The following is a 23,248-nucleotide window of genomic DNA, read 5'->3' on the forward strand; positions in this document are numbered from 1 at the left end:
CAAGGGGCAGATCTTCGTCAAGGGCGAGGTCATCAAGACCGTTCCGGAGTCGAAGATCGTGGAGACCCTGATCGAGGAGGCCATGAAGCTGGCCGCGCGGATGGAGGCCGACGGAGCCGTCTCCGGCGAGCCCTCCGTCTCCGTCGCGGGCTGACCACGGTCTTCACCCCGCCCGCCGCCGTCACCACGGCCCCCTCCCCGGGGGGCACCCGAGGGGGCGGCGCCGCCCGGAGCCGGCAGGTACAGTGCGGAGACCAGCGAATCCCCAGCGTGAGGCCCCGCACGTGTTGACCCAGACCACCTCACGGGTGCTCGAACCGAGCGACCTGGACGCCGCGCTCGCCGTCCTCGACCGCGAGCCGGTCGTGAACGCTTTCGTGTCGTCCCGCGTGCAGGTCGCCGGGCTGGATCCGTGGCGGCTCGGCGGCGAGATGTGGGGCTGGTACGAGGACGGGATGCTCACGTCCCTGTGCTACGCGGGCGCCAACCTGGTCCCCATCTGCGCCACACCCCGCGCGATCCGCGCCTTCGCCGACCGGGCCCGGCGGGCCGGCCGCCGCTGCTCCTCGATCGTCGGCCCCGCCGAGCCCACCGCGGAACTGTGGCGGCTGCTGGAGCCCTCCTGGGGCCCGGCCCGCGAGATCCGCTCCCACCAGCCGCTGATGGTCACCGACCGCCTGTCTTCCGACGTCGCCCCGGATCCCTACGTCCGCCGCATCCGCAAGGACGAGATGGAGACGATCATGCCGGCGTGCGTGGCGATGTTCACCGAGGAGGTCGGAGTCTCCCCGCTGGCCGGCGACGGCGGCCTGCTCTACCAGGCCCGGGTCGCCGAACTCGTCGGCTCCGGCCGTTCCTTCGCCCGCCTCGACGAGCACGGCAAGGTCGTCTTCAAGGCCGAGATCGGTGCGGCGACCCCCCAGGCCTGCCAGATCCAGGGCGTGTGGGTGGCCCCGGAGTACCGGGGGGGGAGGCCTCGCGGCCCCCGGGATGGCGGCGGTGCTGCGGTACGCGCTGGCCGACGTGGCCCCGGTGGTGAGCCTTTACGTCAACGACTTCAACACCGTGGCGCGGCGGACGTACCGGCGGGTGGGCTTCCAGGAGGTCGGCGCGTTCATGAGCATTCTGTTCTAGTCCGGGGCAACTGTGCTGTCCTGAGGCCGGTGCGGGCCCTGTAGTCTCCCCGGCATGTCCCACATTCCCGGTCACGGACACCGCCGCCCCGACGACGTCGTGATCGGCCCCCTCGACCTGCCGGCCCGCATCGACGAGGCGCTCGCCGTGCAGGCGGTCGCCTTCGGACTCGGCGCCGACGAGATCTCCGTACGCCGCCAGATCGTGCTGCGCCACATGACGTATCCGGGGGCCCGAGCGTTGGGCGCCACCACCCCCGACGGACGGCTCGTCGGCTTCGTCTACGGGATGCCCAACGACCGCGCCCACTGGTGGTCCACCGTCGTCGAGCCCTATCTGCGGGCCCGCGGTCACGACGACTGGCTCGACGGCTCCTTCGTGATCACCGAACTGCACGTCCATCCGGCGTACCAGGACCGCGGCATCGGCCGCACCCTGATCACCACCATCACCGACAGCGCCACCGAGCCCCGCTCGATCCTCTCCGCGATCGACACCGACAGCCCGGCCCGCGGCCTCTACCACTCCCTGGGCTACGAGGACCTGGCCCGGCGGGTGATGTTCCCCAGCGCCCCGATGCCCTACGCCGTCATGGGCGCCCCGCTCCCGTTGCGCCGCCGATAACCGATTTCCACCGGCACGGCAAGCCCGGCTAACCTCCTAGCCATCACCTTCCCCGCTCCCGGTCGCGCCCGAGCGGGGGCCCGATCGGCAGGAGTACGAGAACCATGGCGAACGCACCGGTCCAGCGCATGTCCCAGTTGATGGCGAAGACGCTGCGCGACGACCCGGCGGACGCCGAGGTCCTCAGCCACAAGCTGCTCGTCCGCGCGGGCTACGTCCGCCGCACCGCCGCCGGGATCTGGAGCTGGCTGCCGCTCGGCAAGAAGGTCCTGTCCAACGTGGAGCGGATCGTCCGCGAGGAGATGGACGCCATCGGCGCCCAGGAGGTGCTGCTGCCCGCCCTCCTGCCGCGCGAGCCCTACGACGCGACCGGCCGCTGGGACGAGTACGGCCCCGAGCTGTTCCGCCTGCAGGACCGCAAGGGCGGCGACTACCTGCTCGGCCCCACCCACGAGGAGATCTTCACCCTGCTGGTGAAGGACCAGGCGTCCTCCTACAAGGACCTGCCGGTGATCCTCTACCAGATCCAGTCGAAGTTCCGCGACGAGGCCCGGCCCCGCGCGGGCATCCTGCGCGGCCGCGAGTTCCTCATGAAGGACTCCTACTCCTTCGACACCGCCGACGAGGGCCTGGCCGAGTCCTACGCCCTGCACCGCCAGGCCTACCAGCGCATCTTCGAGCGCCTCGGCCTGGACTACCGGATCTGCGCGGCCACCGCGGGCGCGATGGGCGGTTCCAAGTCCGAGGAGTTCCTCGCCCCGGCCGGCGCCGGCGAGGACACCTTCGCGGACTGCCCGAACTGCGACTTCGCCGCCAACACGGAGGCGGTCGGCTACGAGCTGAAGCCGGTCGACGCCTCCGGCGTGCCCGCGGCCGAGGACATCCCGACCCCGGACACCCCCACCATCGAGACGCTGGCCGCCTCGCTCGGTGTCCCGGCCTCCGCCACCCTGAAGAACCTGCTGGTCAAGGTCGACGGCGAGATCGTCGCGGTGGGCGTGCCCGGTGACCGCGAGGTCGACATGGACAAGGTCGAGGCGCACTTCGCCCCGGCCGCCGTCGAGCTGGTCACCGCCGAGGACTTCACCGGCCGCCCCGACCTGGTCCGCGGCTACGTCGGCCCGCAGGGCCTGGAGAAGGTCAGGTACATCGCCGACCCGCGCGTGGCGCCGGGCACCGCCTGGATCACGGGCGCCAACAAGGAGCACACGCACGCGAAGAACGTGGTCGTGGGCCGCGACTTCGAGGTCGGCGAGTACGTCGACGTGGTGGTCGTCCAGGAGGGCGACCCCTGCCCGAAGTGCGGCACCGGCCTCAAGCTGGACCGCGCCATCGAGATCGGCCACATCTTCCAGCTGGGCCGCAAGTACACCGACGCCCTCAAGCTCGACGTCCTCGGCCAGAACGGCAAGCCGGTCCGGGTCACCATGGGCTCCTACGGCATCGGCGTCTCCCGCGCGGTCGCGGCTCTCGCCGAGCAGCACGCCGACGACAAGGGCCTGGTCTGGTCGCGGGAGGTCGCCCCGGCCGACGTGCACGTGGTCGCCGCGGGCAAGGCGCTCCAGACCGAGCTGGCCCTCGAGGTCTCGCAGAAGCTGGCCGCCGCCGGTGTCCGCGTCCTGGTCGACGACCGCGCCGGCGTCTCCCCGGGCGTGAAGTTCACGGACGCCGAACTCATCGGCGTACCCCAGATCCTGGTCGTCGGCCGACGCGCGGCCGAGGGCGTCGTCGAACTGAAGGACCGCCGCACCGGCGAGCGCGAGGAACTGTCCGTCGAGGAAGCGATCACCCGCCTCACGTCGGCGTCCTGACCCGCCTGCCGCCCACGTCGTGAGCGGCCTGCCGTGAGGGGTGTGCCCTGCCCGGGCCGCGGGCCGTCCTGACCGACTGTCCGCTACGGCCCGCCCCGGGCGGGCGGGGCGGGCGGCCCCGCCGTGGGTCGCCTGCGGAGCCGTGTCCGCCGACCCGGCACCGCGGGGCGGTCGCCGCCCGGCGGCGGCTCACAGCCAGGTCGCGAACTCCAGCAGCAGTTCGGCGTCCTGGGGGCGGCCCACGCGGCCCGCGCGGACGCCGGACTCCACGGCGCGGAACAGGGTCCAGCCGCGCAGCCGCTCCTGGTCCACCTCCAGGGACTCCGCGAGCCGCTTGATCCGCCGCCGGGTCGTCGCGGCGCCCGACGGCGAGGCGATCAGGTCCTCCACCCGGTCCCGCACCAGCCGCGCCAGGTCGAAGGCGCACTCGCCGACCACCGGGTCGGGGCCCACCGCCAGCCACGGCATCCGGTCCCCGGCGAGAACCTTGCTCTGCCGGAAGGTGCCGTGCAGCAGCAGGTGCTCCGGCGGCGCGGCCAGCAGTTCCTCGCGGGCCGTGAGCGCCGCGTCGACCAGCGGCGCCACGGCGGCGTCCGCGTCGGCGCTCGCGCGCATCGCCCGGGCCTGCCTACCGGTCCGCTCGGCGACCGTTTCGAAGGGATGCGGGCCCGGAGGCCCGATCCACAGCCGCCGCAGCGTGCCCGCCGCCTCCAGCAGCGCCTTGGCCTCCGGCAGCGACCGCACCGACACGTCCGGATGCAGCCGCTCCAGGAGCAGCGCGCCCCCGGCGCCCGAGGCGTCCTCCGCGCCGGAGCCGGACGGCGGCCCGGGCTCCAGGAGCTGTACGGCACCCCGCCCGCCCCAGTACGCCAGCGCCGCCCGCTCGCTCTCCGGACGGGCCCGGGGCGGGGCCAGCTTGAGCACGGCAGGCGTCCCGTCCACCGTGCGCACCAGCACGACCAGGCTGCTGCGCCCCCCGGGCACCTGCACCCGTTCGACGCTCAACTCGCGCTGCGCGACGGCCTGCTGCGCCAGCTCGGGCAGCTTCTCCAGCCAGTCGTCACCGTCCGGTGCCGTCTCACCGAGTGCCCGCACCAGACGCTGCGGCGGTTCGAAAGCCATGCGCGAGTCAATCCCTTCGTGGACCGCGTTCCCTGTCACCGTGCGCCGAGGGCGCCTCCTGTCCCCGTCCTGCGCCGTGAGCGAGCCGTGAGCCCGCGTTCCACCGCCGGTGTCACCCGGTCGGCGCGGCCGATGCCGTGGCGGTGCCGGCCCGCTCGGCGAGACCAGGGAAGGCTACGCTCCCCCCGCGCCAGCGCACCGCCCGGACCGCCGCCTCCCGCAGCGCCCCGGCCGCCTCGCGCCGCCCCCCGCCCTCGGTGGCCCGCACCAGGTCCGAGTACACCGCGGCGACGCGTTCCTCCAGTTCGGCGGCGAACCGGGCCGCCGCCGGCGCGTCCGGCACCGCGAACGGCAGCGCGTACGCGGCGGCCGCGGCCACCGGACGGCCGCCCAGGTCCCGCACCTCGCGTGCGAGCGCGTCCCGCCGCGCCCGGTGGGCGTCGTACGCCGCCCGCGCCTCCGCGCGCCGCCCCTCGCCGATCCGCCCGCCGACGACGCCGTAGCCGTACACGGCGGCGTGCTCCGCGGCGAGCGCGGCCTGGAGTGCCCGCACGCGCTGTTCCTTCGCCTCGCTCATCGGTCATCCTCCGTCGGCGGGGTCGCCCCGCTCATCGGTCGCCCTCGGTCAGCAGATAGGCGTGCGCCGCCCCGGCCGCCGCCACCGAGGCCAGCAGCCGGGCCAGCTCCCCGGGTACCCGCAGCAGCGCCTGGGCCCGCCGGTCCGCGAGCGACCGCTCGGCGGCGGCGAGCTGCGCCAGCGCCTCCTTCGCGTCGCCCGGCACGCCCGGGACGCCCGTCGCGCCCGGCACCGAGGCGGACGGCGCGGCGGAGGAGGACGCCACGTCCCCGCCCTCCGCCGTGGCACCGGCGGTGGGCCGCGACCCGGCCGCCGCGCGGGACTCCTCGGCCCCCGGGGACGCCGTCGCGGCGCCGCCGAAGGCGTCCCGGTGGGCCGCCACCTCCGCCCGCAGCGGTCGCAGCCGCGCCGCCAGCGCCGGATGCGCGGCGATCACGGCGTCGTACCGCTCCACCAGCGCCTGACTGTCCCGGGCGGCACGCGCGCGTGCCCGGTCGGCCGACGACGGGCCGTCGCCGGCCGCGTCGGATCCGGCGGAGCAGCCCACGAGCAGGGCGGCCCCCGCCGCGGAGGCGAGCAGACTCCTTCTGCGCGGCCCGAGGAGGGCGCGCGAGGCTGAGGGGAACGGCACGGCAGACGTCCTCGGGGAGTGCGTACGGGAACCGGCGGGCCGGCGCAGGCGGCTCGCGCATGATCACCGTACCCGCGCCCCCACCGGGCACCGATCAGCGGCACCACCCCTGACCAGGTGGACGGCAACACCCCTTGGGACCGGATACCCTTTCACCAGACACGCGACCATCCCACAACAGCACACGCGGCCGAGGAGTCACCCGGATGAGCACCACCCAGAGCGAGAGGCTGCGGGAACTGCTGGAACCGCTCGTCGCATCCCAGGGCCTGGATCTCGAAGAGATCGCCGTGGACTCCGTAGGACGCAAGCGTGTGCTGCGCGTCGTCGTCGACTCCGACAGCGGGGCCGATCTGGACCGGATCGCCGATGTGAGCCGCGCGCTCTCGGCGACGCTCGACGACACGGACGCGATGGGCGAGGGCGAGTACACCCTCGAGGTCGGCACCCCGGGCGCGGAGCGCCTCCTCACGGAACACCGGCACTACGTGCGTGCCACGGGCCGGCTGGTGAAGTTCCAGCTGGCCGGGGGCGACGAGCTGGTGGCCAGGATTCTCCAGGTCGACGACGAAGGCCTCGACCTCGAAGTGCCCGGAGTGAAGGGCCGCAAGGCCACCACCCGCAGACTTGCCTTCCCCGACGTGGACCGGGCACGTGTGCAGGTCGAGTTCAGCCGCAAGGACAAGAAGGAAGAGGAGGCGTAGCCGTGGACATCGACATGAGCGCCCTGCGGGGCCTGGTCCGGGAGAAGGAGATCTCCTTCGACCTGCTGGTCGAGGCGATCGAGTCGGCCCTCCTCATCGCCTACCACCGCACCGAGGGAAGCCGCCGCCACGCGCGCGTGGAGCTCGACCGGCAGACCGGGCACGTGACCGTGTGGGCGAAGGAGGACCCCGAGGACCTCGAGGAGGGTCAGGAGCCCCGGGAGTTCGACGACACCCCGTCCGGCTTCGGCCGTATCGCCGCCACCACCGCCAAGCAGGTGATCCTGCAGCGGCTGCGCGACGCCGAGGACGACGCGACGCTCGGCGAGTACGCCGGCCGCGAGGGCGACATCGTCACCGGTGTGGTGCAGCAGGGCCGCGACCCGAAGAACGTGCTGGTCGACATCGGCAAGCTGGAGGCCATCCTGCCGGTGCAGGAGCAGGTGCCGGGCGAGACCTACCCGCACGGGATGCGGCTGCGCAGCTACGTGGTCCGGGTGGCCAAGGGCGTGCGAGGGCCGTCGGTGACGCTCTCCCGCACCCACCCCAACCTGGTGAAGAAGCTCTTCGCGCTGGAGGTCCCGGAGATCGCCGACGGCTCCGTCGAGATCGCCGCGATCGCCCGCGAGGCCGGTCACCGCACGAAGATCGCCGTCCGGTCCACCCGTGCGGGCCTGAACGCCAAGGGCGCCTGCATCGGCCCCATGGGCGGCCGGGTGCGCAACGTGATGGGCGAGCTGAACGGCGAGAAGATCGACATCGTCGACTGGTCGGACGACCCGGCCGAGATGGTCGCGAACGCGCTGTCCCCGGCCCGCGTCTCCAAGGTCGAGGTCGTCGACCTGGCGACCCGGTCGGCCCGGGTGACGGTGCCGGACTACCAGCTGTCGCTGGCGATCGGCAAGGAAGGGCAGAACGCCCGGCTCGCGGCCCGGCTCACCGGATGGCGCATCGACATCCGCCCGGACACCGAGCAGGCGGCCGACTGACGCTCCCCGGGGTTCACCCGGGAGTGGGGAATGGATCCGGGCCGCAGGACGCTCAGATCACGACAGGTTCATACGCAGCGATGTTCGATCCTTACCCCGAAGGGGTGAGGTTGCTGCGGGGAGGTAGACTGAGGAGTGTCTGGCCGGACGCGTGCCCGCGTATGCCCTGAACGCACCTGTGTGGGGTGTCGGGAGCGAGCGGCCAAGAACGAACTGTTGCGGACCGTGGCGGTCGAGGGCGAATGCGTCCCCGATCCTCGCGGTACGCTGCCCGGCCGGGGTGCGTACGTACACCCCGTCCTGGTCTGTTTCGACCAGGCAGTACGCCGCCGGGCGTTTCCGCGGGCGCTGCGCGCCCCGGGACCGCTCGACGTAATGGCGTTGCGCCAGTACGTCGAGCAGGCACAAGGTTGCTGAAAGGCAGCCCGCTGCCGGCTCGGCCGTCGGGCCGGGCAGGCAACACGGCAAGGAAGACGTCCGCGCGGAACCCCGTGCGGCTGGTACCTCGCGAGTCGAAAGCAGGTCGAGATTGCGATGAGCACTCGATGAGTACGCGATGAGTACGCCCATGAACTAGCGACGGTCCGGCCGCAACCCGGACCTAAAAGGAGCGAAGTGGCTAAGGTCCGGGTCTACGAACTCGCCAAGGAGTTCGGTGTCGAGAGCAAGGTCGTCATGGCCAAGCTCCAGGAACTCGGTGAATTCGTCCGATCGGCGTCCTCGACGATCGAGGCGCCCGTAGTACGCAAGCTGACCGATGCCCTCCAGCAGGGCAACGGCGGCGGCAAGTCCACCACCCGCAAGGCGTCCCCGGCGAAGCCGGCCGCCCCCTCTCCGGCGCAGGCCGCCCGTCCGGCCGCTCCGCGCCCGGCGGCGCCCAAGCCCGCCGCGGCCGAGCGGACCGAGGCTCCGGCGGCCCCGGGTCCGCGCCCGACGCCGGGCCCGCGCCCCGCGCCGCGTCCCGCCCCGGCGGCTCCGGCCCCGGCCGCGCCCGAGTTCACGGCACCGCCGGCGGCTCCGGCCGCCCCGGCGCAGCGTCCGGGTGCCCGTCCCGGCGCCCCCAAGCCCGGCGGCCGTCCGGCCCCCGGTCAGGGTCAGGGTCAGGGCGGCGGCCAGGGCGCGCGTCCCGGCGCCCCCCGTCCGGGCGGTCAGGCCCCGCGTCCCGGCGGCCAGGGCCGTCCGGGTTCCCGTCCGGCCGGTCCCCGTCCGGGCAACAACCCCTTCACCTCCGGTGGCTCCACCGGCATGGCGCGCCCGCAGGCGCCCCGTCCGGGCGGCGCCCCGCGTCCCGGCGGTCCCGGTGCGCCCGGCGCGCCGCGTCCGCAGGGCGGCGGCCAGGGCGGCCCCCGTCCGCAGGGTGCGGCCGGTGGCGGTCCCCGTCCGCAGGCTCCGGGCGGTTCCCGTCCGACGCCGGGCGGCATGCCCCGTCCGCAGGGCGGTGCCCCGCGTCCCGGCGGCCCGCGTCCGAACCCGGGCATGATGCCGCAGCGTCCCGCCGCGGGTCCGCGTCCCGGTGGCGGCGGTCCCGGCGGCCGTGGTCCCGGTGGCGGCGGTCGTCCCGGTGGTGGCGGCGGTGGCCGTCCCGGCTTCGCGGGTCGTCCCGGTGGTGGCGGCGGTGGCTTCGCCGGCCGTCCCGGCGGTCCCGGTGGCGGTGGCGGCGGTTTCGCCGGCCGTCCGGGTGGTCCCGGTGGCGGCGGTGGCCGTCCCGGCTTCGGCGGTCGTCCCGGTGGTCCGGGTGGCCGTGGTGGCACGCAGGGCGCCTTCGGTCGTCCCGGTGGTCCCGCGCGCCGCGGCCGCAAGTCGAAGCGGCAGCGCCGTCAGGAGTACGAGGCCATGCAGGCCCCGTCGGTCGGCGGCGTGATGCTGCCTCGCGGCAACGGCGAGACCATTCGCCTGTCGCGCGGTGCGTCGCTCACCGACTTCGCGGAGAAGATCAACGCCAACCCGGCGTCCCTCGTCGCGGTCATGATGAACCTCGGCGAGATGGTCACGGCCACGCAGTCGGTCTCCGACGAGACGCTGCACCTCCTCGCCGGCGAGATGAACTACACGGTTCAGATCGTCAGCCCTGAGGAGGAGGACCGCGAGCTGCTCGAGTCCTTCGACATCGAGTTCGGCGAGGACGAGGGCGACGAGGAGGACCTGGCGATCCGTCCGCCGGTCGTCACCGTCATGGGTCACGTCGACCACGGCAAGACCCGCCTCCTCGACGCCATCCGCAAGACGAACGTCATCGCGGGCGAGGCCGGCGGCATCACCCAGCACATCGGTGCCTACCAGGTCGCGACCGAGGTCAACGCCGAAGAGCGCAAGATCACCTTCATCGACACCCCGGGTCACGAGGCGTTCACCGCCATGCGTGCCCGTGGTGCGAAGTCGACCGACATCGCGATCCTGGTCGTCGCGGCCAACGACGGCGTCATGCCGCAGACGGTCGAGGCGCTCAACCACGCCAAGGCCGCCGAGGTCCCGATCGTCGTCGCGGTCAACAAGATCGACGTCGAGGGCGCCGACCCGACCAAGGTGCGCGGTCAGCTGACCGAGTACGGCCTGGTGGCCGAGGAGTACGGCGGCGACACCATGTTCGTCGACATCTCCGCCAAGCAGGGTCTGCACATCGACAGCCTCCTCGAGGCCGTCGTCCTCACGGCGGACGCCTCGCTCGACCTGCGGGCCAACCCGAACCAGGACGCGCAGGGCATCTCGATCGAGTCCCGTCTCGACCGCGGCCGCGGTGCCGTGGCGACGGTCCTCGTCCAGCGAGGCACCCTGCGGGTCGGCGACACGATGGTCGTGGGCGACGCCTACGGTCGCGTCCGCGCCATGCTCGACGACACCGGCAACAACGTCGCCGAGGCGGGTCCGTCGACGCCGGTCCAGGTCCTCGGCCTGACCAACGTCCCGGGCGCGGGTGACAACTTCCTGGTGGTCGACGAGGACCGTACGGCCCGTCAGATCGCCGAGAAGCGTGCCGCCCGTGAGCGCAACGCCGCCTTCGCCAAGCGCACGCGCCGTGTCTCCCTCGAGGACCTGGACAAGGTGCTCAAGGCCGGCGAGGTCCAGCAGCTGAACCTGATCATCAAGGGTGACGCCTCCGGTTCGGTCGAGGCCCTCGAGGCCTCGCTGCTCCAGCTGGACGTCGGCGAAGAGGTCGACATCCGCGTTCTGCACCGCGGCGTCGGTGCGGTCACGGAGTCGGACATCGACCTGGCCATGGGCTCGGACGCCATCGTCATCGGCTTCAACGTCCGCGCGGCCGGCCGCGCGGCGCAGATGGCCGAGCGCGAGGGCGTGGACGTCCGCTACTACTCGGTCATCTACCAGGCGATCGAGGAGATCGAGGCGGCCCTCAAGGGCATGCTCAAGCCGGAGTACGAGGAGGTCGAGCTCGGTACGGCGGAGATCCGCGAGGTCTTCAAGTCGTCCAAGCTGGGCAACATCGCGGGTGTTCTCATCCGCTCCGGCGAGGTCAAGCGCAACACCAAGGCGCGCCTCATCCGCGACGGCAAGGTCGTCGCGGAGAGCCTCAACATCTCCGGTCTGCGTCGCTTCAAGGACGACGTCACCGAGATCCGCGAAGGCTTCGAGGGTGGTATCAACCTCGGAAACTTCAACGACATCAAGGTCGACGACGTCATCGCGACGTACGAGATGCGCGAGAAGCCGCGAGTGTAACGGCCGCGGTCTGCCGCCGGCCGGCGGGGCTTGCTCCCCGCCGGCCGGCGCGGGCGTGTCCGGGGGGCCGCCCCCGGACACGGCATCGGTCCGCCAGGGCCCGTCCGGAGCGCCCGACGGGGGGAGAAAACCTCGTCGAGTCACCGGCCGGGTTCGCGGTACCGTTCTTGATGTCCCTGCCCATTCCGACGGCAGGACCATCGACCCCGTACCGGCGGGTGAACCGGGTACACACATGTACGTGGGGACTCTGTCCTTCGACCTCCTCCTCGGCGACGTCCACTCGCTGAAGGAGAAGCGCTCCGTCGTCCGCCCGATCGTCGCCGAGCTTCAGCGCAAGTACGCGGTGAGCGCGGCCGAGGTGGACCACATGAACCTCCACCGGCGGGTCGTCATCGGACTCGCGGCGGTCTCCGGCGACGCGGCGCACCTCACCGACGTACTCGACCGGTGCGAGCGGCTGGTCGCCGGCCGCCCCGAGGTGGAGCTGCTGTCCGTCCGGCGGCGCTTCCACGGCGAGGACGACTAGACCGCCGGTCCGCCGGAGGAGTCGAGATCGTTTCATCGCCAGACCACAGAACGCAGAAGAAGAAAGAACGGGAGACGGACCAGTGGCCGACAACGCGCGGGCGAAAAGGCTGGCGGACCTCATCCGAGAGGTGGTGGCCCAGAAGCTGCAGCGCGGGATCAAGGACCCGCGGCTCGGCTCGCACGTCACCATCACGGACACCCGGGTCACGGGCGACCTGCGGGAGGCGACCGTCTTCTACACGGTCTACGGGGACGAGGAGGAGCGGGACGCGGCGGCCGCCGGCCTGGAGAGCGCCAAGGGCGTCCTTCGGTCCGAGGTCGGGCGCGCGGCCGGCGTGAAGTTCACGCCCACCCTCACCTTCGTCGCCGACGCCCTGCCGGACACCGCCCGGAACATCGAGGACCTCCTCGACAGGGCGCGCGCCTCCGACGCGCAGGTGCGCGAGACCGCCACGGGCAAGTCCTTCGCCGGGGAGGCGGACCCGTACCGGAAGCCCGGCTCCGCCGACGAGACGGACGACACCGCAGAATGACCAGCAAGCCCACCCCGCCCGACGGCCTCGTCATCGTCGACAAGCCGTCGGGCTTCACTTCGCACGACGTGGTCGCCAAGATGCGCGGGATCGCCCGGACCCGCCGCGTCGGCCACGCCGGCACCCTCGACCCGATGGCGACCGGGGTCCTCGTCCTCGGCGTGGAGAAGGCCACCAAGCTCCTCGGCCACCTCGCGCTGACCGAGAAGGAGTACCTCGGCACCATCCGGCTCGGGCAGAACACGGTCACGGACGACGCCGAGGGGGAGATCACCTCCTCCGCCGACGCCTCCGCTGTGACCCGCGAGGCCGTCGACACCGGCATCGCCAAGCTGACCGGCGACATCATGCAGGTGCCGTCGAAGGTCAGCGCCATCAAGATCGACGGCGTACGGTCGTACAAGCGGGCCCGGGAGGGCGAGGAGTTCGACATCCCGGCCCGGCCGGTCACCGTCTCCTCCTTCCGCGTCCACGACATCCGCGACGCCGCCGCCGAGGACGGCACGCCCGTGCTCGACCTCGTGGTCTCGGTGGTCTGCTCCTCCGGCACCTACATCCGCGCCCTCGCCCGCGACCTGGGCGCCGACCTCGGTGTCGGCGGCCACCTCACCGCTCTGCGCCGCACCCGCGTGGGCCCCTACAAGCTGGACGCAGCCAAGACGCTCGACCAGCTCCAGCAGGAGCTGACGGTCATGCCGATCGCGGAGGCGGCCACGGCCGCCTTCCCCCGGTGGAACGTGGACGCCCGGCGCGCCCGGCTGCTCACCAACGGCGTGCGCCTGGAGATGCCCGACGAGTACACGGGCGCCGGTCCCGTGGCCGTCTTCGACCCCGAGGGCCGTCTCCTCGCGCTCGTCGAGGAGCACCGGGGCAAGGCGAAGAGCCTGGCCGTCTTCGGCTGATCCGGTCGCTCCGCCCGTGGAGCGGCGATCACGGGTTTCACAGCCGCCGCTCCACGGTCCCCCCTCGGTTCCCCCACCCCTCTAGGGTGTATCCATCCGCCCCCGCCCATTCACCCGACCGTGCGGGCGCTCGGAGTGAACCGAGGGAGCGTGAGGGGGCGCGTTCGCGAAGTGATCTACCCCGCTGATCATCGCGCGCCTACCGTCGGACACGGAGCACGAGGTACGAGGTACGGCGGGAGGTTCCACCATGACGGGACGTGGCCCGCGGGCGAGGGGGACGGGCCGCCGCACGCCGGAGGTCCCGAGGCGGGACCCCGACCAGGGCCGCCGGACGGGAGACGTCGATCCGGACTCCCGGACGGGGGACGCCGATCCGGACTCCCGGACGGGGGACGCCGATCGGGACTCCCGGACGGGGCAAGCGGATCGTGAGGCGGACGAGGCCCGGGAGCGGGCCCAGGAGGCCCGGGACCGTCTCCTGGACCGCTGCCTGGTACGGATCCGCGACCTCGCCGGACGACCCCGCGGCACCGGTTTCGCCGCCGACCACCACGGCACGGTGATCACCAGCCACGAGAGCGTCGACGGTCTGTCCGGCCTCGTCCTGCACACCCCCGGCGGCGACCGGACCTGCGTGGTGACCGCGGATCACATCGTCCCCCTGCCCGGTCTCGGCCTCGCCCTGGTCCGCACCGAGGGCCTGGACGTGGAGCCGCTCCCCGTCACCGTGCGGGACGGCGTCGAGACGGGCACCTACGTCCGGATCGCCGCCGGCCGCTGGCGCGAGGCCCGGGTACTGGGTCCGGCCCCCGCCACCTACACCACCATCGACGGCTTCCATCTCCTCGACGGGGCACTGGAGTTGGCGATCGGCACCGCCGGACGGGACGCGCTCCGGCTCGGCGGCGGCGCGGCCGGGGGACCGGTGCTCGACGCCGCGACCGGCGCCGTGGTCGCCGTGCTCGGCACCGCGCTGCGCTCCGGCGAGCGGGACGCCGGGTTCGCGGTGCCGCTGCGCCCCGCCACCGAGGGCCCCCTCGCCGAGCTGCTCACCCGCAACGCCGCCACGGTCCCCGCGTACGGCGCCGACCTGAACCTGGCGGGCGTCCTCGAACTCACCGCCACCTCGGTGGGCCAGGACGGGCCCCCGACGGCCACCACGCCTCCCGGCCGGCAGGAAGCGGAGGCCGCGTGGCGGGAGGCGGCTCCTGATGGCGTGGTGCGTTCCGGGCCGGGCGGCCCGGAACGCACCGGCCCGGACGGCCCGCTCCGGCCGCTGGGCGAGGCCGTCCCGGTCTCCGGCTCGGCCGCCGCCCCGGACCTGGCGGCGGACGACACGGGCTCCGGCCCGGCGGGGCCGGGCGGGACGAGGGGGGCGGGACAGGATCTCACCGGTATGCGGTGGGTGGGGCTGGACGGGTCCGTCGGGGCGGTGCGCGCCGGGTGCGGGGATGCGGCACGTGTGCGGTGGGCGGGGCCGGGAGAGTCTGCCGGGGCGGCGCCTGAAGGTTCCGTGGGTGCGGGGCGCCACATGTGGGTCGAGGGGCATCTCGGCACGGTCGGCTCCGGCGGGCGGAGCGATGCGGTGCCTCTCGGGGCGGTGCCTCTCGTGGCGGGGGAGTCGGGGCGGCCCGCCGGGGTGCCCCCGCAGGTCCGGGCGGCCGTAGTGCCGGTGACCGGGCGGGCGGTCGTGGTGCCGGTGGCCGGGCGGGCGGCCGTGCCGGTGGAACGCCCGGATGTGGTGCGGGAGTTGGCCGTGTTCACCGAGGGGCCGGCCAGGGTTCTCGGCCTCGTCGGCGCCCCTGGTTGCGGTCGTACGACGGAACTCGCGGCCCTCGCCGCCCGCCGCTCCCACGGCGCCGAACCGGCGCCCACCCTGTGGCTGCGTGGCGCCGACCTGGCGGGCGCCGACACCTCGGTCGCCGACGCGGCGCGCCGGGCGCTGGACCGGGCGGCCCGGATCGTCGCGGCCTCCCGGGCGCCCTTCCCGGTCGAGCTCACCGACCTCACCCCCGAGCGCCTCGCCCACCTCGCCCGCGCCGGCGGCCGCCCCCTTCTGCTCCTCCTCGACGGTCCGGAGGAGATGCCCCTCGACCTGTCCCACCGCCTGTCCGAGTGGAGCGAGGGAACCGCGCGCTGGCTGCGGCAGTCGGGGGCGCGCCTGGTGGTGGCGTGCCGGGAGGAGTACTGGGAGGACGCGGGCGCCCGGTTCCCGGCGGACCTGCTGCACGCCCCGGCCGGCCCCGAGGCCCCCGGCCACCTCCCGTCCTGCCTGCGCCTGGGCGACCTCACCCCCGACGAGGCCCGCGAGGCTCGCTCCCGCTACGGCATTCCGGACTGCGTCCTGGAAGCCGCCGACGCCCGCCACCCCCTCACCCTCCGGCTGTTCTCGGAGATCCGCGCCGCTCTGCCGGACGCCGCGCACACCAGCCGCGCCGCTCTGCCGGACGCCGCGCACAGCATCCGCACCGCCCGCACCACCAGCACCATCCACACCGGTCAGACGCATCAGACCGCCGAGACGCATCAGACCGCCCACGGCACCCGCATCGACCGCCACGACGTCCTCTCCGCCCACCTCGACCTGATGTGCCTGCGCATCGCCGTCCGCCTGGCCGCCGAGAACGGCGCGGGCGGACGCCCCGGCCCGCTCGGAACCGGCCCCCTCGGAACCGACCCCCTCGGACCACGCGGCAAGGGCACCCCTCGCGCCCTCCCCGCCACCTCCGTCCGCCGCCTCGCCGCGAAGGTCGCCGGCCAGGTCCACGAGGCCGCCCGCCGCTGCCTCGGCCCCGGCGAGGGCGAGCTGGACCGGGCGTCGTTCGAGGAGGTGTTCCCCTGGGGCCCCGCCCCCGCCCGTCTCGGCGGCGGCACCGGCTGGGCGTCCGCCGTCCTCTCGGAGGGCCTCCTCGTCCCCGCGGGCGGCGGCTACCGCTTCGCGCACGAGGAACTCGCCGACTGGATCCAGGGCACGCACCTCGACCTGGACGAGGCCCTGCGCGTCCTGGTGCACCGCGCTCACACCCCCGGCGCCCCGCACCCCCTGCCCGCCCCGCACCACCGCATCGGCCCCGTCGTCCAGGCCCTGCTCCTCCTCTCCCGCCAGCACGGCGCCCCCCGACTGGCGGTCCGGCTGGAGGAGTTGCTGTGCGCCCTCGACCACGACCCGCACTCCTGGTGGGCCTCCCGGCTGCTCGCCGGGGTCCTGCTGCGCGTCCCCGACGCGACCCCGTACGCCAGGGTGCTGCGGCTGCTCGCCGAGCGGATCGTGGCCTGGCGGGAGATCGGCCGGCCCGTCCCGCGCGGCTTCGGCCCCGGCTTCTGGACCGCGCTGCCCCTGCCCGACGCCGACCGCTGCGACCTGCTGCGACGCCTCCTGCTCGCCGACGACGCCCCGCACGGCAGCGGCACGCCGCGCTACCTCGACGCCGCCGCACAGCTCCTCGCCGCCGACCCCACCGCCGTACAACCGCACCTGACCCGCTGGTTCGACGACGAGCGGCCGCTGCCCGCGACGCCGCACGCCACCGTGGCCACGGCCGCGCAGGCGCTGCTGCACACGCACCGCCACCGCGCCCTGGACGACCTCACCGAGGCCCTCGCCGCGTCCGCGCACCCGCGCGCCGAGGAACTGCTGACCGTCCTCGCCGAGGAGGAGACGTCCGCGCTGTGCCGGGCCGTGGAGCGCTGGGCGCACGACGAACGCCCCGTCCGGCGCGCCGCGGCGGCCGCCCACGGCCTGCGCGCCGCACCGCACGCGCGCGCCGACGCCGATCGCGAGCCGCTGCGCCACGCCGCGCTCGCCCTGCTCGCCCGCCCCACCGACACCGCGCTGCACGGCGCCGCGCTCGCCCTCCTCGTCCGTGACCCGCACACCCGCTCCCGCCACCTGCCGCAGGCGCTCGGGTATTTCGCGGCGGGCGACGCGCACCTCCCGCCGAGCGCGCTGGCACCCGCCCTGACGACCCACCCCGAGGCGGTCCTCACCGCCTTCGGCGACCGTCTGCGCCGGGGGCCCGACGCCCCCGAGGCGCTGCGCACCCTGGTCGGCGTCACGACGCCCCCGCTCGTCCTCCGGGTCGTCGGCCTGCTCCGCGAGACGGCGGGGCGGCGGCCGGAGATCGCCGGCCAGGTGGCGGCCTGCGTCGACCGGCGCCTCGACCACGGTCCCGCCGTCCGCGCGGTGCTTTTCCCCCTGGTCACGGGCCTCCTGGACGGCGGTCCGGAACGGCTGCGGGCGGCCCTGGCGGCCGTCCTCGCCACCCCCGGCGCCCCGGCCTCCCGCCCCCTGCGCCGGGAACTGCTCGACTTCCTGCTGGCCCACGAGCGGGAGCCCGCCGTCCTGGACGCGGTGCTGCACGCCGCCGCGCCCACCGCCGAGGAGGACCTCCGCGCCCTCGTCCACCGCACCGGACTGCTCCTCGGCCGCACCCCCGAGGGCGCGACCGTGTTCGACCGCGGCCTGGTGGAGGTGAGCCGCCACGTCCCCGGGTTCGCGGCGCGCATGGCTGGCTGGCTGACCGAGGTGCCGCAGGACTGGGCCGCGCTGGTGGGACCCAGCGCCCGCCGCACGATCGAGAACCTGGCGGGCACCGGCGTCCCCGTATGACGGTGTACGGACACGTGCGCCCCGTCACAGCCACCATGCCGGTGCGGGCCGGGGACGCGGGACATGGCACCCTTAGACCTGCGGACAGGCAACCTAGGCAAGACGGACACGGGTTCGACGAGGAGCGGTCACAGTGCAGCGCTGGCGTGGCTTGGAGGACATCCCCCAGGACTGGGGGCGCAGCGTCGTCACCATCGGCTCCTACGACGGAGTCCACCGCGGGCACCAGCTGATCATCCGGCACGCCGTGGAACGGGCCCGCGAGCTCGGCATCCCGTGTGTGGTCGTCACCTTCGACCCGCACCCCAGCGAGGTGGTCCGCCCCGGCAGCCACCCGCCGCTGCTGGCCCCCCACCACCGGCGCGCCGAACTCATGGCCGAGCTGGGGGTGGACGCGGTGCTCATCCTGCCGTTCACCACCGAGTTCTCGAAGCTGTCCCCGGCCGACTTCGTGGTGAAGGTGCTGGTCGACAAGCTGCACGCCAAGGCGGTCGTCGAGGGCCCGAACTTCCGCTTCGGCCACAAGGCGGCGGGCAACGTGGAGTACCTCGTCGAGCAGGGCGGGATCTACGACTTCGAGGTCGAGGTCGTCAACCTGTACGTCACCGGTGAGGCGGGCGGCGGCGAGCCCTTCTCCTCGACCCTGACCCGGCGCCTGGTCGCCGAGGGCGACGTGCGGGGCGCCCGCGAGATCCTGGGGCGCCCGCACCGGGTGGAGGGCGTGGTCGTGCGCGGCGCCCAGCGCGGCCGCGAGCTGGGCTTCCCCACGGCCAACGTGGAGACGCTCCCGCACACCGCGATCCCCGCCGACGGGGTGTACGCGGGTTATCTGCACGCCCAGGGCGAGGCGATGCCCGCCGCGATCTCCGTGGGCACGAACCCGCAGTTCGACGGCACCGAGCGCACGGTGGAGGCGTACGCCATCGACCGTGTCGGCCTCGACCTCTACGGCCTGCACGTCGCCGTCGACTTCCTGGCCTACGTCCGTGGCCAGGCCCGCTTCGAGTCCCTGGACGCCCTCCTCGACACCATGGCCGAGGACGTCAAGAAGTGCCGCGAGATCATCGCCACGGACGAGCAGCAGGCCTAGAAACCCGTCCCAGCCCCTGCGTCGCCAAGCCTTCAGCCCCTGTTTCAGCGAGCCTGAGGCAGGGGCGCCGGTGTCCGCGCATGGGCCCAGTGGCAGGCCACCTGCGCCTCGCCGGAGCCGGTCAGGACGTCCGGGTCCTGGCCGCGGCACGCGTCCGCGACCCCCGCGCGGGCGGCCTCCCCGCTCGCCAGGACCTGGCAGCGCGCGTGGAAGCGGCAGCCGGAGGGGATGCGGGAGGGGTCAGGGGGCTCGCCGGTGAGGACGACCGGGTCGCCCGGGGCCTCGGGCAGCACCGACAGGAGCGCCTGGGTGTAGGGGTGCCGGGGAGCCGTCAGGACCTGTTCCACCTCGCCGGTCTCCACGATCCGGCCGAGGTACATCACCGCCACCCGGTCGGCGATGTTCCAGGCGAGCCCCAGGTCATGGGTCACCACCAGCGCGGACAGGCCGAGTTCGGCGCGCAGCCGCAGCAGCAGGGCGAGGATCTCACCCCGCACCGAGGCGTCCAGGGAGGCCACCGGCTCGTCGGCCACGACGAGTTCGGGTTCGAGGACCAGGGCGCCCGCGATGACCACCCGCTGCCGCTGCCCGCCGGACAGCTCGTGCGGGTAGCGCAGGAAGAAGCGCTCGGGCGGCCGCAGTCCGGCCCGGGAGAGCGCCTCGGCGACCGCCGCCCGCTCGTCACCGCCGTACCCGTGGACGCGCAGGCCCTCGGCCACGGCGTCGTACACCGTGTGCCGCGGGTTGAGCGAGCCGCTCGGGTCCTGGAGCACCAGCTGCACCCGTTTGCGGTACGCCTTGAGGGCGCGGGCGGAGAGGGCGAGCGGCGCCCCGTCGAAGGTGACGCGCCCCGCGGTCGGCGGGACCAGCCCGAGGAGCGAGCGCGCCAGCGTGGTCTTGCCGCAGCCCGACTCGCCGACCAGCGCCACGATCTCGCCGGGCCGGATGTCGAGATCCACGCCGTCCACGGCGCGCGCGGGCGGCGCCCCGTGCCGCCCCGGAAAAGTGATGTGCAGGCCCTGGACGCTCAGCAGCGATGGAGTGGTCATGGCGTACTGCTCCTCACTTCGGCATCAGCGCCCGCTTCCGGCTCGTCCTCCGCGCCCGAGCCCGCTCGCGCGCCCGCGCCTCCCCCCGGTCCCGCGCCCGCTTCCGCGACCGCCCCCACCCCGGGTTCGCCCGCGACCGCGCCCGCGCTGGATCCGTTTGCGACCGCACCCGCGCTGGAGCCGTCTGCGACCGCGTCCGCGCCGGAGCCGCCCGCGATCACACCCGCACCGGATCCGCCTGCGGCCGCACCCGCGCCGGGTTCGCCCGTGACCGCCCCCGCGCCGCGGCCCGTGACCGCCCCCGCCCCGGACTCGCCCGTGCCGGGCGTCACGTGTACGCAGGCCGCCCGGCGCCCCGCTCCCGCCGCCCGCAGGGCCTGGTCCTGGGTGGCGCAGACGTCCAGGGCGGCGGGGCAGCGGGGATGGAAGGCGCAGCCGGACGGCAGCGCGGACGGGTCCGGCGGGTCGCCCGGCAGACCGCGGGGCGCGAAGCGCGACGCCGGGTCGCCGATCCGCGGGAAGGCCTCCGACAGGGCCCTGCCGTAGGGGTGCCGGGCGTCCTCGTGCACCTGCCGGGCCGGGCCCTCCTCGACCACCCGGCCCGCGTACATCACCGCGAGCCGGTCGCAGGTGTCCGCCAGCACGGCCAGATCGTGGCTGATCATGATCAGACCCAGGTCCTGCTCGCTGACCAGCCGTTCGATCAGACGGAGGATCTGGGCCTGGATCATCACGTCGAGGGCCGTGGTGGGCTCGTCGGCGACGATCAGCCGCGGGTCGCAGGCCAGCGCCATGGCGATCATCACGCGCTGCCGCTGCCCGCCGGACAGCTCGTGCGGGTACGCGCTCCCGCGCGCCGCCGGCAGGCCCACCTGCTCCAGCAGCTCACCGGCCTTCCTCCTCGCGCCCGCCGGGCTCGCCCCGCGGTGCAGCAGGATCGGCTCGGCGATCTGGTCGCCGACGCGGTGCACGGGGTTGAGGGAGTGCATCGCGCCCTGGAAGACGATGGAGGCCCCGGCCCAGCGCACCGCGCGCACCCGGCCCCACTTCATCGTCAGTACGTCCTCGCCGTCGAGCAGGATCTCCCCGGTGACCCGGGTGGCCGCAGGCAGCAGCCGCAGCAGCGCCAGTGCCAGCGTGGACTTGCCGCACCCGGACTCACCCGCGATGCCGAGCTTCTCGCCCGCGGCGAGCCGCAGGTCCACCCCGCGCACCGCGGCGGCCCCGCCCGGATAGGTGACCGCCAGGTTCCTGACGTCGAGCAGGCTCAACGGGACACCCCCAGCCTGGGGTTGAGGACGGACTCGACCGCGCGCCCGCACAGGGTGAACGCCAGCGCGACGGCCGCGATGGCGATGCCCGGCGGCACCAGGTACCACCAGTCGCCCGAACTGACCGCGCCCGCCTCCCGGGCGTCCTGCAGCAGCCCGCCCCAGGAGACGACGGTCGGATCGCCGAGCCCGAGGAACGCGAGCGTGGCCTCGGCGAGGATCGCGGAGGAGATGATCAGTGTGGTCTGGGCGAGCACCAGCGGCATGACGTTGGGCAGCACATGGCGGGCCATGATGTGCCCGTGCCCGCCGCCCAGCGCCTTCGCGCGCTCGATGTACGGCCGTGACTCCACCGCCAGCGTCTGCGCCCGCACCAGCCGGGCGGTCGTCGGCCAGGTGGTCACCCCGATCGCCAGCACGATCGTGCCGAGCGAACGGGACAGCACGGTCGCCAGCGCGATGGCGAGCACCAGCGTCGGCATCACCAGGAACCAGTCGGTGATCCGCATCATCACGGTCGCGTACCAGCCGCGGAAGTGCCCGGCGGTGATCCCGATGAGCGCCCCGATCGCCACCGACAGCACCGCCGCGAGCAGCCCGACCAGCAGCGACACCCGCGAGCCCCAGATCACCAGGCCGAGCAGACCGCGCCCGAACTGGTCGGTGCCCAGCGGGAACCGCGCACTCGGACTCTCCAACGGCCGGCCGGGCGCGTCCGTCACACTCTGCACGTCCGATCCGACCGTCCACGGCGCGGTCAGCGCGACCAGCGCTAACAGCAGGAGCGCGGCGAGCCCGAACACGCCCGCGCGGTGGGTGCGGTACTGCCGCCAGAAGCGGGCGGCCGAGGCGCGGCGGCGCTGCCGGGCCAGGGCGCGCGGGCCCGGGGTGGTCGTGGCGGTCTCGGCGGTCATCGGCCCACCCTGGGATCGAGCAGCGGATACAGGAGGTCGGCCAGGGTGTTCATCACGATCACCGCGGAGGCGAACACGAAGAACAGCCCCTGCACCAGCGGCAGGTCCGGCACGCTGAGCGCCTGGTAGAACAGCCCGCCCAGACCCGGCCAGGAGAACACGGTCTCGACCAGGATCACCCCGGCGACGGTCCGGCCGAGATTGACGAAGATCAGCGTCACGGTCGGCAGCAGCGCGTTCGGCACCGCGTGCCGGCGGCGCACCAGGTCGTCCCGCAGCCCCTTGGCGCGCGCGGTGGTCAGATAGTCGCTGCCCATCTCGTCCAGCAGCGCCGACCGGGTGACCAGCAAGGTCTGCCCGTACTCCACCGCCACCAGGGTGAGCACCGGCAGGACGAGATGGTGGGCGACGTCGAGCACGTACGCGAAGCCCTCCTCGCCGCCCGACTCCATGCCGCCGGTCGGGAACAGGCCCGGGACCGGGCCCACCCCGACGGACAGCACGATGATGAGGAGCAGCCCCAGCCAGAACGACGGGATGGAGTAGAGGGTCAGCGCCAGACCGGTGTTCAGGCGGTCGCCGAGCCGGCCGTTGCGCCAGGCCGAACGGGTGCCGAGGAGGACACCGAGCGCCGTGTAGAGGACGAAGGCCGTGCCGGTGAGCAGCAGAGTGTTCGGCAGCGCCTCGGTGATTTTGTCGATGACGGGGGCCCGGAACTGGTACGAGGTCCCCAGGTCCCCGGTCAGCGCCTTGCCGCAGTAGCCCGTGAACTGCCGCCACATCGGCAGATCGAGGCCGAACTCACGCCGGTAGACGGCGATCTGCTCCGCCGAGACCGGCCGGCCGCCGGTCATGAACTTCACCGGGTCGCCCGGGATCAGCCGGAAGAGGAAGAAGCTGGTGACCAGCACGGCGAGCAGCGAGACGGCCGCGCCGGCCAGCTTGCCCGCCACGTACCGCAGATAGGCGGTGGTGGTGCGCGCCCGCGGTCCGCGGCCCGCCGCCGGCCCGGCCTTCCCCGGGTCGGCGGCGCCGGGCTCGACCAGCGCGGGTGTCGCTTCAGCGGTCATCTGACCTCA

18 protein-coding genes and 2 pseudogenes are annotated in these 23,248 nt (G+C 74.1%); 13 read left to right on the forward strand and 7 right to left on the reverse strand.

What is annotated here, in order from left to right; genetic code table 11:
• The 4 genes and pseudogenes from ACIQ9G_RS32565 to ACIQ9G_RS32580 all read left to right on the forward strand — a co-directional run.
• Window positions 1-154: pseudogene (locus tag ACIQ9G_RS32565) on the forward strand (4-hydroxy-3-methylbut-2-en-1-yl diphosphate synthase); the annotation flags it as partial.
• A 130-nt stretch (window positions 155-284) separates the two neighbouring features.
• Window positions 285-1,134, forward strand: a pseudogene (locus ACIQ9G_RS32570) (GNAT family N-acetyltransferase).
• A 54-nt stretch (window positions 1,135-1,188) separates the two neighbouring features.
• On the forward strand, window positions 1,189-1,758 hold the full coding sequence (locus ACIQ9G_RS32575) for a GNAT family N-acetyltransferase (protein WP_403616872.1): 570 nt from the start codon (window positions 1,189-1,191) through the stop codon (window positions 1,756-1,758).
• A gap of 104 nt (window positions 1,759-1,862) precedes the next feature.
• Window positions 1,863-3,569, forward strand: a complete 1,707-nt coding sequence (locus ACIQ9G_RS32580; protein ID WP_403616875.1) for a proline--tRNA ligase — start codon at window positions 1,863-1,865, stop codon at window positions 3,567-3,569.
• 189 nt (window positions 3,570-3,758) lie between these two features.
• On the opposite strand, the gene ACIQ9G_RS32585 is transcribed toward ACIQ9G_RS32580, so the two are convergent.
• From ACIQ9G_RS32585 to ACIQ9G_RS32595, 3 genes are all read right to left on the reverse strand, one after another.
• Window positions 3,759-4,691 (reverse strand): aminoglycoside phosphotransferase family protein, encoded by a 933-nt coding sequence (locus tag ACIQ9G_RS32585; protein WP_403616878.1) that lies wholly within the window; start codon window positions 4,689-4,691, stop codon window positions 3,759-3,761.
• A gap of 112 nt (window positions 4,692-4,803) precedes the next feature.
• A complete protein-coding gene (locus ACIQ9G_RS32590; RefSeq protein WP_403616881.1) occupies window positions 4,804-5,268 on the reverse strand; it encodes a ferritin-like domain-containing protein in 465 nt (154 codons plus the stop codon).
• Between the two features lie 31 nt (window positions 5,269-5,299).
• Window positions 5,300-5,899 (reverse strand): hypothetical protein, encoded by a 600-nt coding sequence (locus ACIQ9G_RS32595; RefSeq protein WP_403616883.1) that lies wholly within the window; start codon window positions 5,897-5,899, stop codon window positions 5,300-5,302.
• Window positions 5,900-6,105: 206 nt separating this feature from the next.
• Between ACIQ9G_RS32595 and rimP the strand changes: the two genes are divergently transcribed.
• The 9 genes from rimP (at window position 6,106) to ACIQ9G_RS32640 (ending at window position 18,935) form a co-directional block, all read left to right on the forward strand.
• The gene (gene rimP / locus ACIQ9G_RS32600) at window positions 6,106-6,603 is read left to right on the forward strand and encodes a ribosome maturation factor RimP (RefSeq protein ID WP_403616886.1); all 498 of its coding nucleotides are present in this window, start codon (window positions 6,106-6,108) and stop codon (window positions 6,601-6,603) included.
• Window positions 6,604-6,605: 2 nt separating this feature from the next.
• The gene (gene nusA, locus ACIQ9G_RS32605) at window positions 6,606-7,592 is read left to right on the forward strand and encodes a transcription termination factor NusA (RefSeq protein WP_402440348.1); all 987 of its coding nucleotides are present in this window, start codon (window positions 6,606-6,608) and stop codon (window positions 7,590-7,592) included.
• A gap of 135 nt (window positions 7,593-7,727) precedes the next feature.
• Entirely contained in the window at window positions 7,728-8,009 is a 282-nt protein-coding gene (locus tag ACIQ9G_RS32610; RefSeq protein ID WP_403616890.1) for a YlxR family protein, read from the forward strand.
• 198 nt (window positions 8,010-8,207) lie between these two features.
• Window positions 8,208-11,267: a translation initiation factor IF-2 gene (infB, locus tag ACIQ9G_RS32615; RefSeq protein WP_403616892.1), complete on the forward strand. Its 3,060-nt coding sequence runs from the start codon at window positions 8,208-8,210 to the stop codon at window positions 11,265-11,267.
• Between the two features lie 235 nt (window positions 11,268-11,502).
• On the forward strand, window positions 11,503-11,796 hold the full coding sequence (locus ACIQ9G_RS32620; RefSeq protein ID WP_189880714.1) for a DUF503 domain-containing protein: 294 nt from the start codon (window positions 11,503-11,505) through the stop codon (window positions 11,794-11,796).
• Window positions 11,797-11,878: 82 nt separating this feature from the next.
• Window positions 11,879-12,331 (forward strand): 30S ribosome-binding factor RbfA, encoded by a 453-nt coding sequence (gene rbfA / locus ACIQ9G_RS32625; protein ID WP_402440356.1) that lies wholly within the window; start codon window positions 11,879-11,881, stop codon window positions 12,329-12,331.
• Entirely contained in the window at window positions 12,328-13,233 is a 906-nt protein-coding gene (truB, locus tag ACIQ9G_RS32630) for a tRNA pseudouridine(55) synthase TruB (protein WP_403616897.1), read from the forward strand. Before rbfA ends, truB begins: the two co-directional genes overlap by 4 nt.
• Window positions 13,234-13,483: 250 nt before the next feature.
• On the forward strand, window positions 13,484-17,845 hold the full coding sequence (locus tag ACIQ9G_RS32635; protein WP_403616899.1) for a serine protease: 4,362 nt from the start codon (window positions 13,484-13,486) through the stop codon (window positions 17,843-17,845).
• A 133-nt stretch (window positions 17,846-17,978) separates the two neighbouring features.
• Window positions 17,979-18,935, forward strand: a complete 957-nt coding sequence (locus tag ACIQ9G_RS32640; RefSeq protein ID WP_403616902.1) for a bifunctional riboflavin kinase/FAD synthetase — start codon at window positions 17,979-17,981, stop codon at window positions 18,933-18,935.
• 44 nt (window positions 18,936-18,979) lie between these two features.
• On the opposite strand, the gene ACIQ9G_RS32645 is transcribed toward ACIQ9G_RS32640, so the two are convergent.
• The 4 genes from ACIQ9G_RS32645 to ACIQ9G_RS32660 are packed head-to-tail and all read right to left on the reverse strand — an operon-like array spanning window position 18,980 to window position 23,239.
• On the reverse strand, window positions 18,980-19,984 hold the full coding sequence (locus ACIQ9G_RS32645; protein ID WP_403616905.1) for an ABC transporter ATP-binding protein: 1,005 nt from the start codon (window positions 19,982-19,984) through the stop codon (window positions 18,980-18,982).
• Entirely contained in the window at window positions 19,981-21,255 is a 1,275-nt protein-coding gene (locus ACIQ9G_RS32650) for an ABC transporter ATP-binding protein (protein ID WP_403616908.1), read from the reverse strand. Before ACIQ9G_RS32650 ends, ACIQ9G_RS32645 begins: the two co-directional genes overlap by 4 nt.
• Complete coding sequence (locus ACIQ9G_RS32655; RefSeq protein ID WP_403616910.1) at window positions 21,252-22,169, reverse strand: ABC transporter permease; 918 nt, start codon at window positions 22,167-22,169, stop codon at window positions 21,252-21,254. Before ACIQ9G_RS32655 ends, ACIQ9G_RS32650 begins: the two co-directional genes overlap by 4 nt.
• Complete coding sequence (locus ACIQ9G_RS32660; protein ID WP_403616913.1) at window positions 22,166-23,239, reverse strand: ABC transporter permease; 1,074 nt, start codon at window positions 23,237-23,239, stop codon at window positions 22,166-22,168. The genes ACIQ9G_RS32655 and ACIQ9G_RS32660 overlap by 4 nt, the downstream gene beginning before the upstream one ends.
• Window positions 23,240-23,248: the final 9 nt, after the last annotated feature.

Source organism: Streptomyces sp. NPDC096152 (genome assembly GCF_044763235.1).
In the GTDB taxonomy this organism is placed as follows: Bacteria; Actinomycetota; Actinomycetes; order Streptomycetales; family Streptomycetaceae; genus Streptomyces.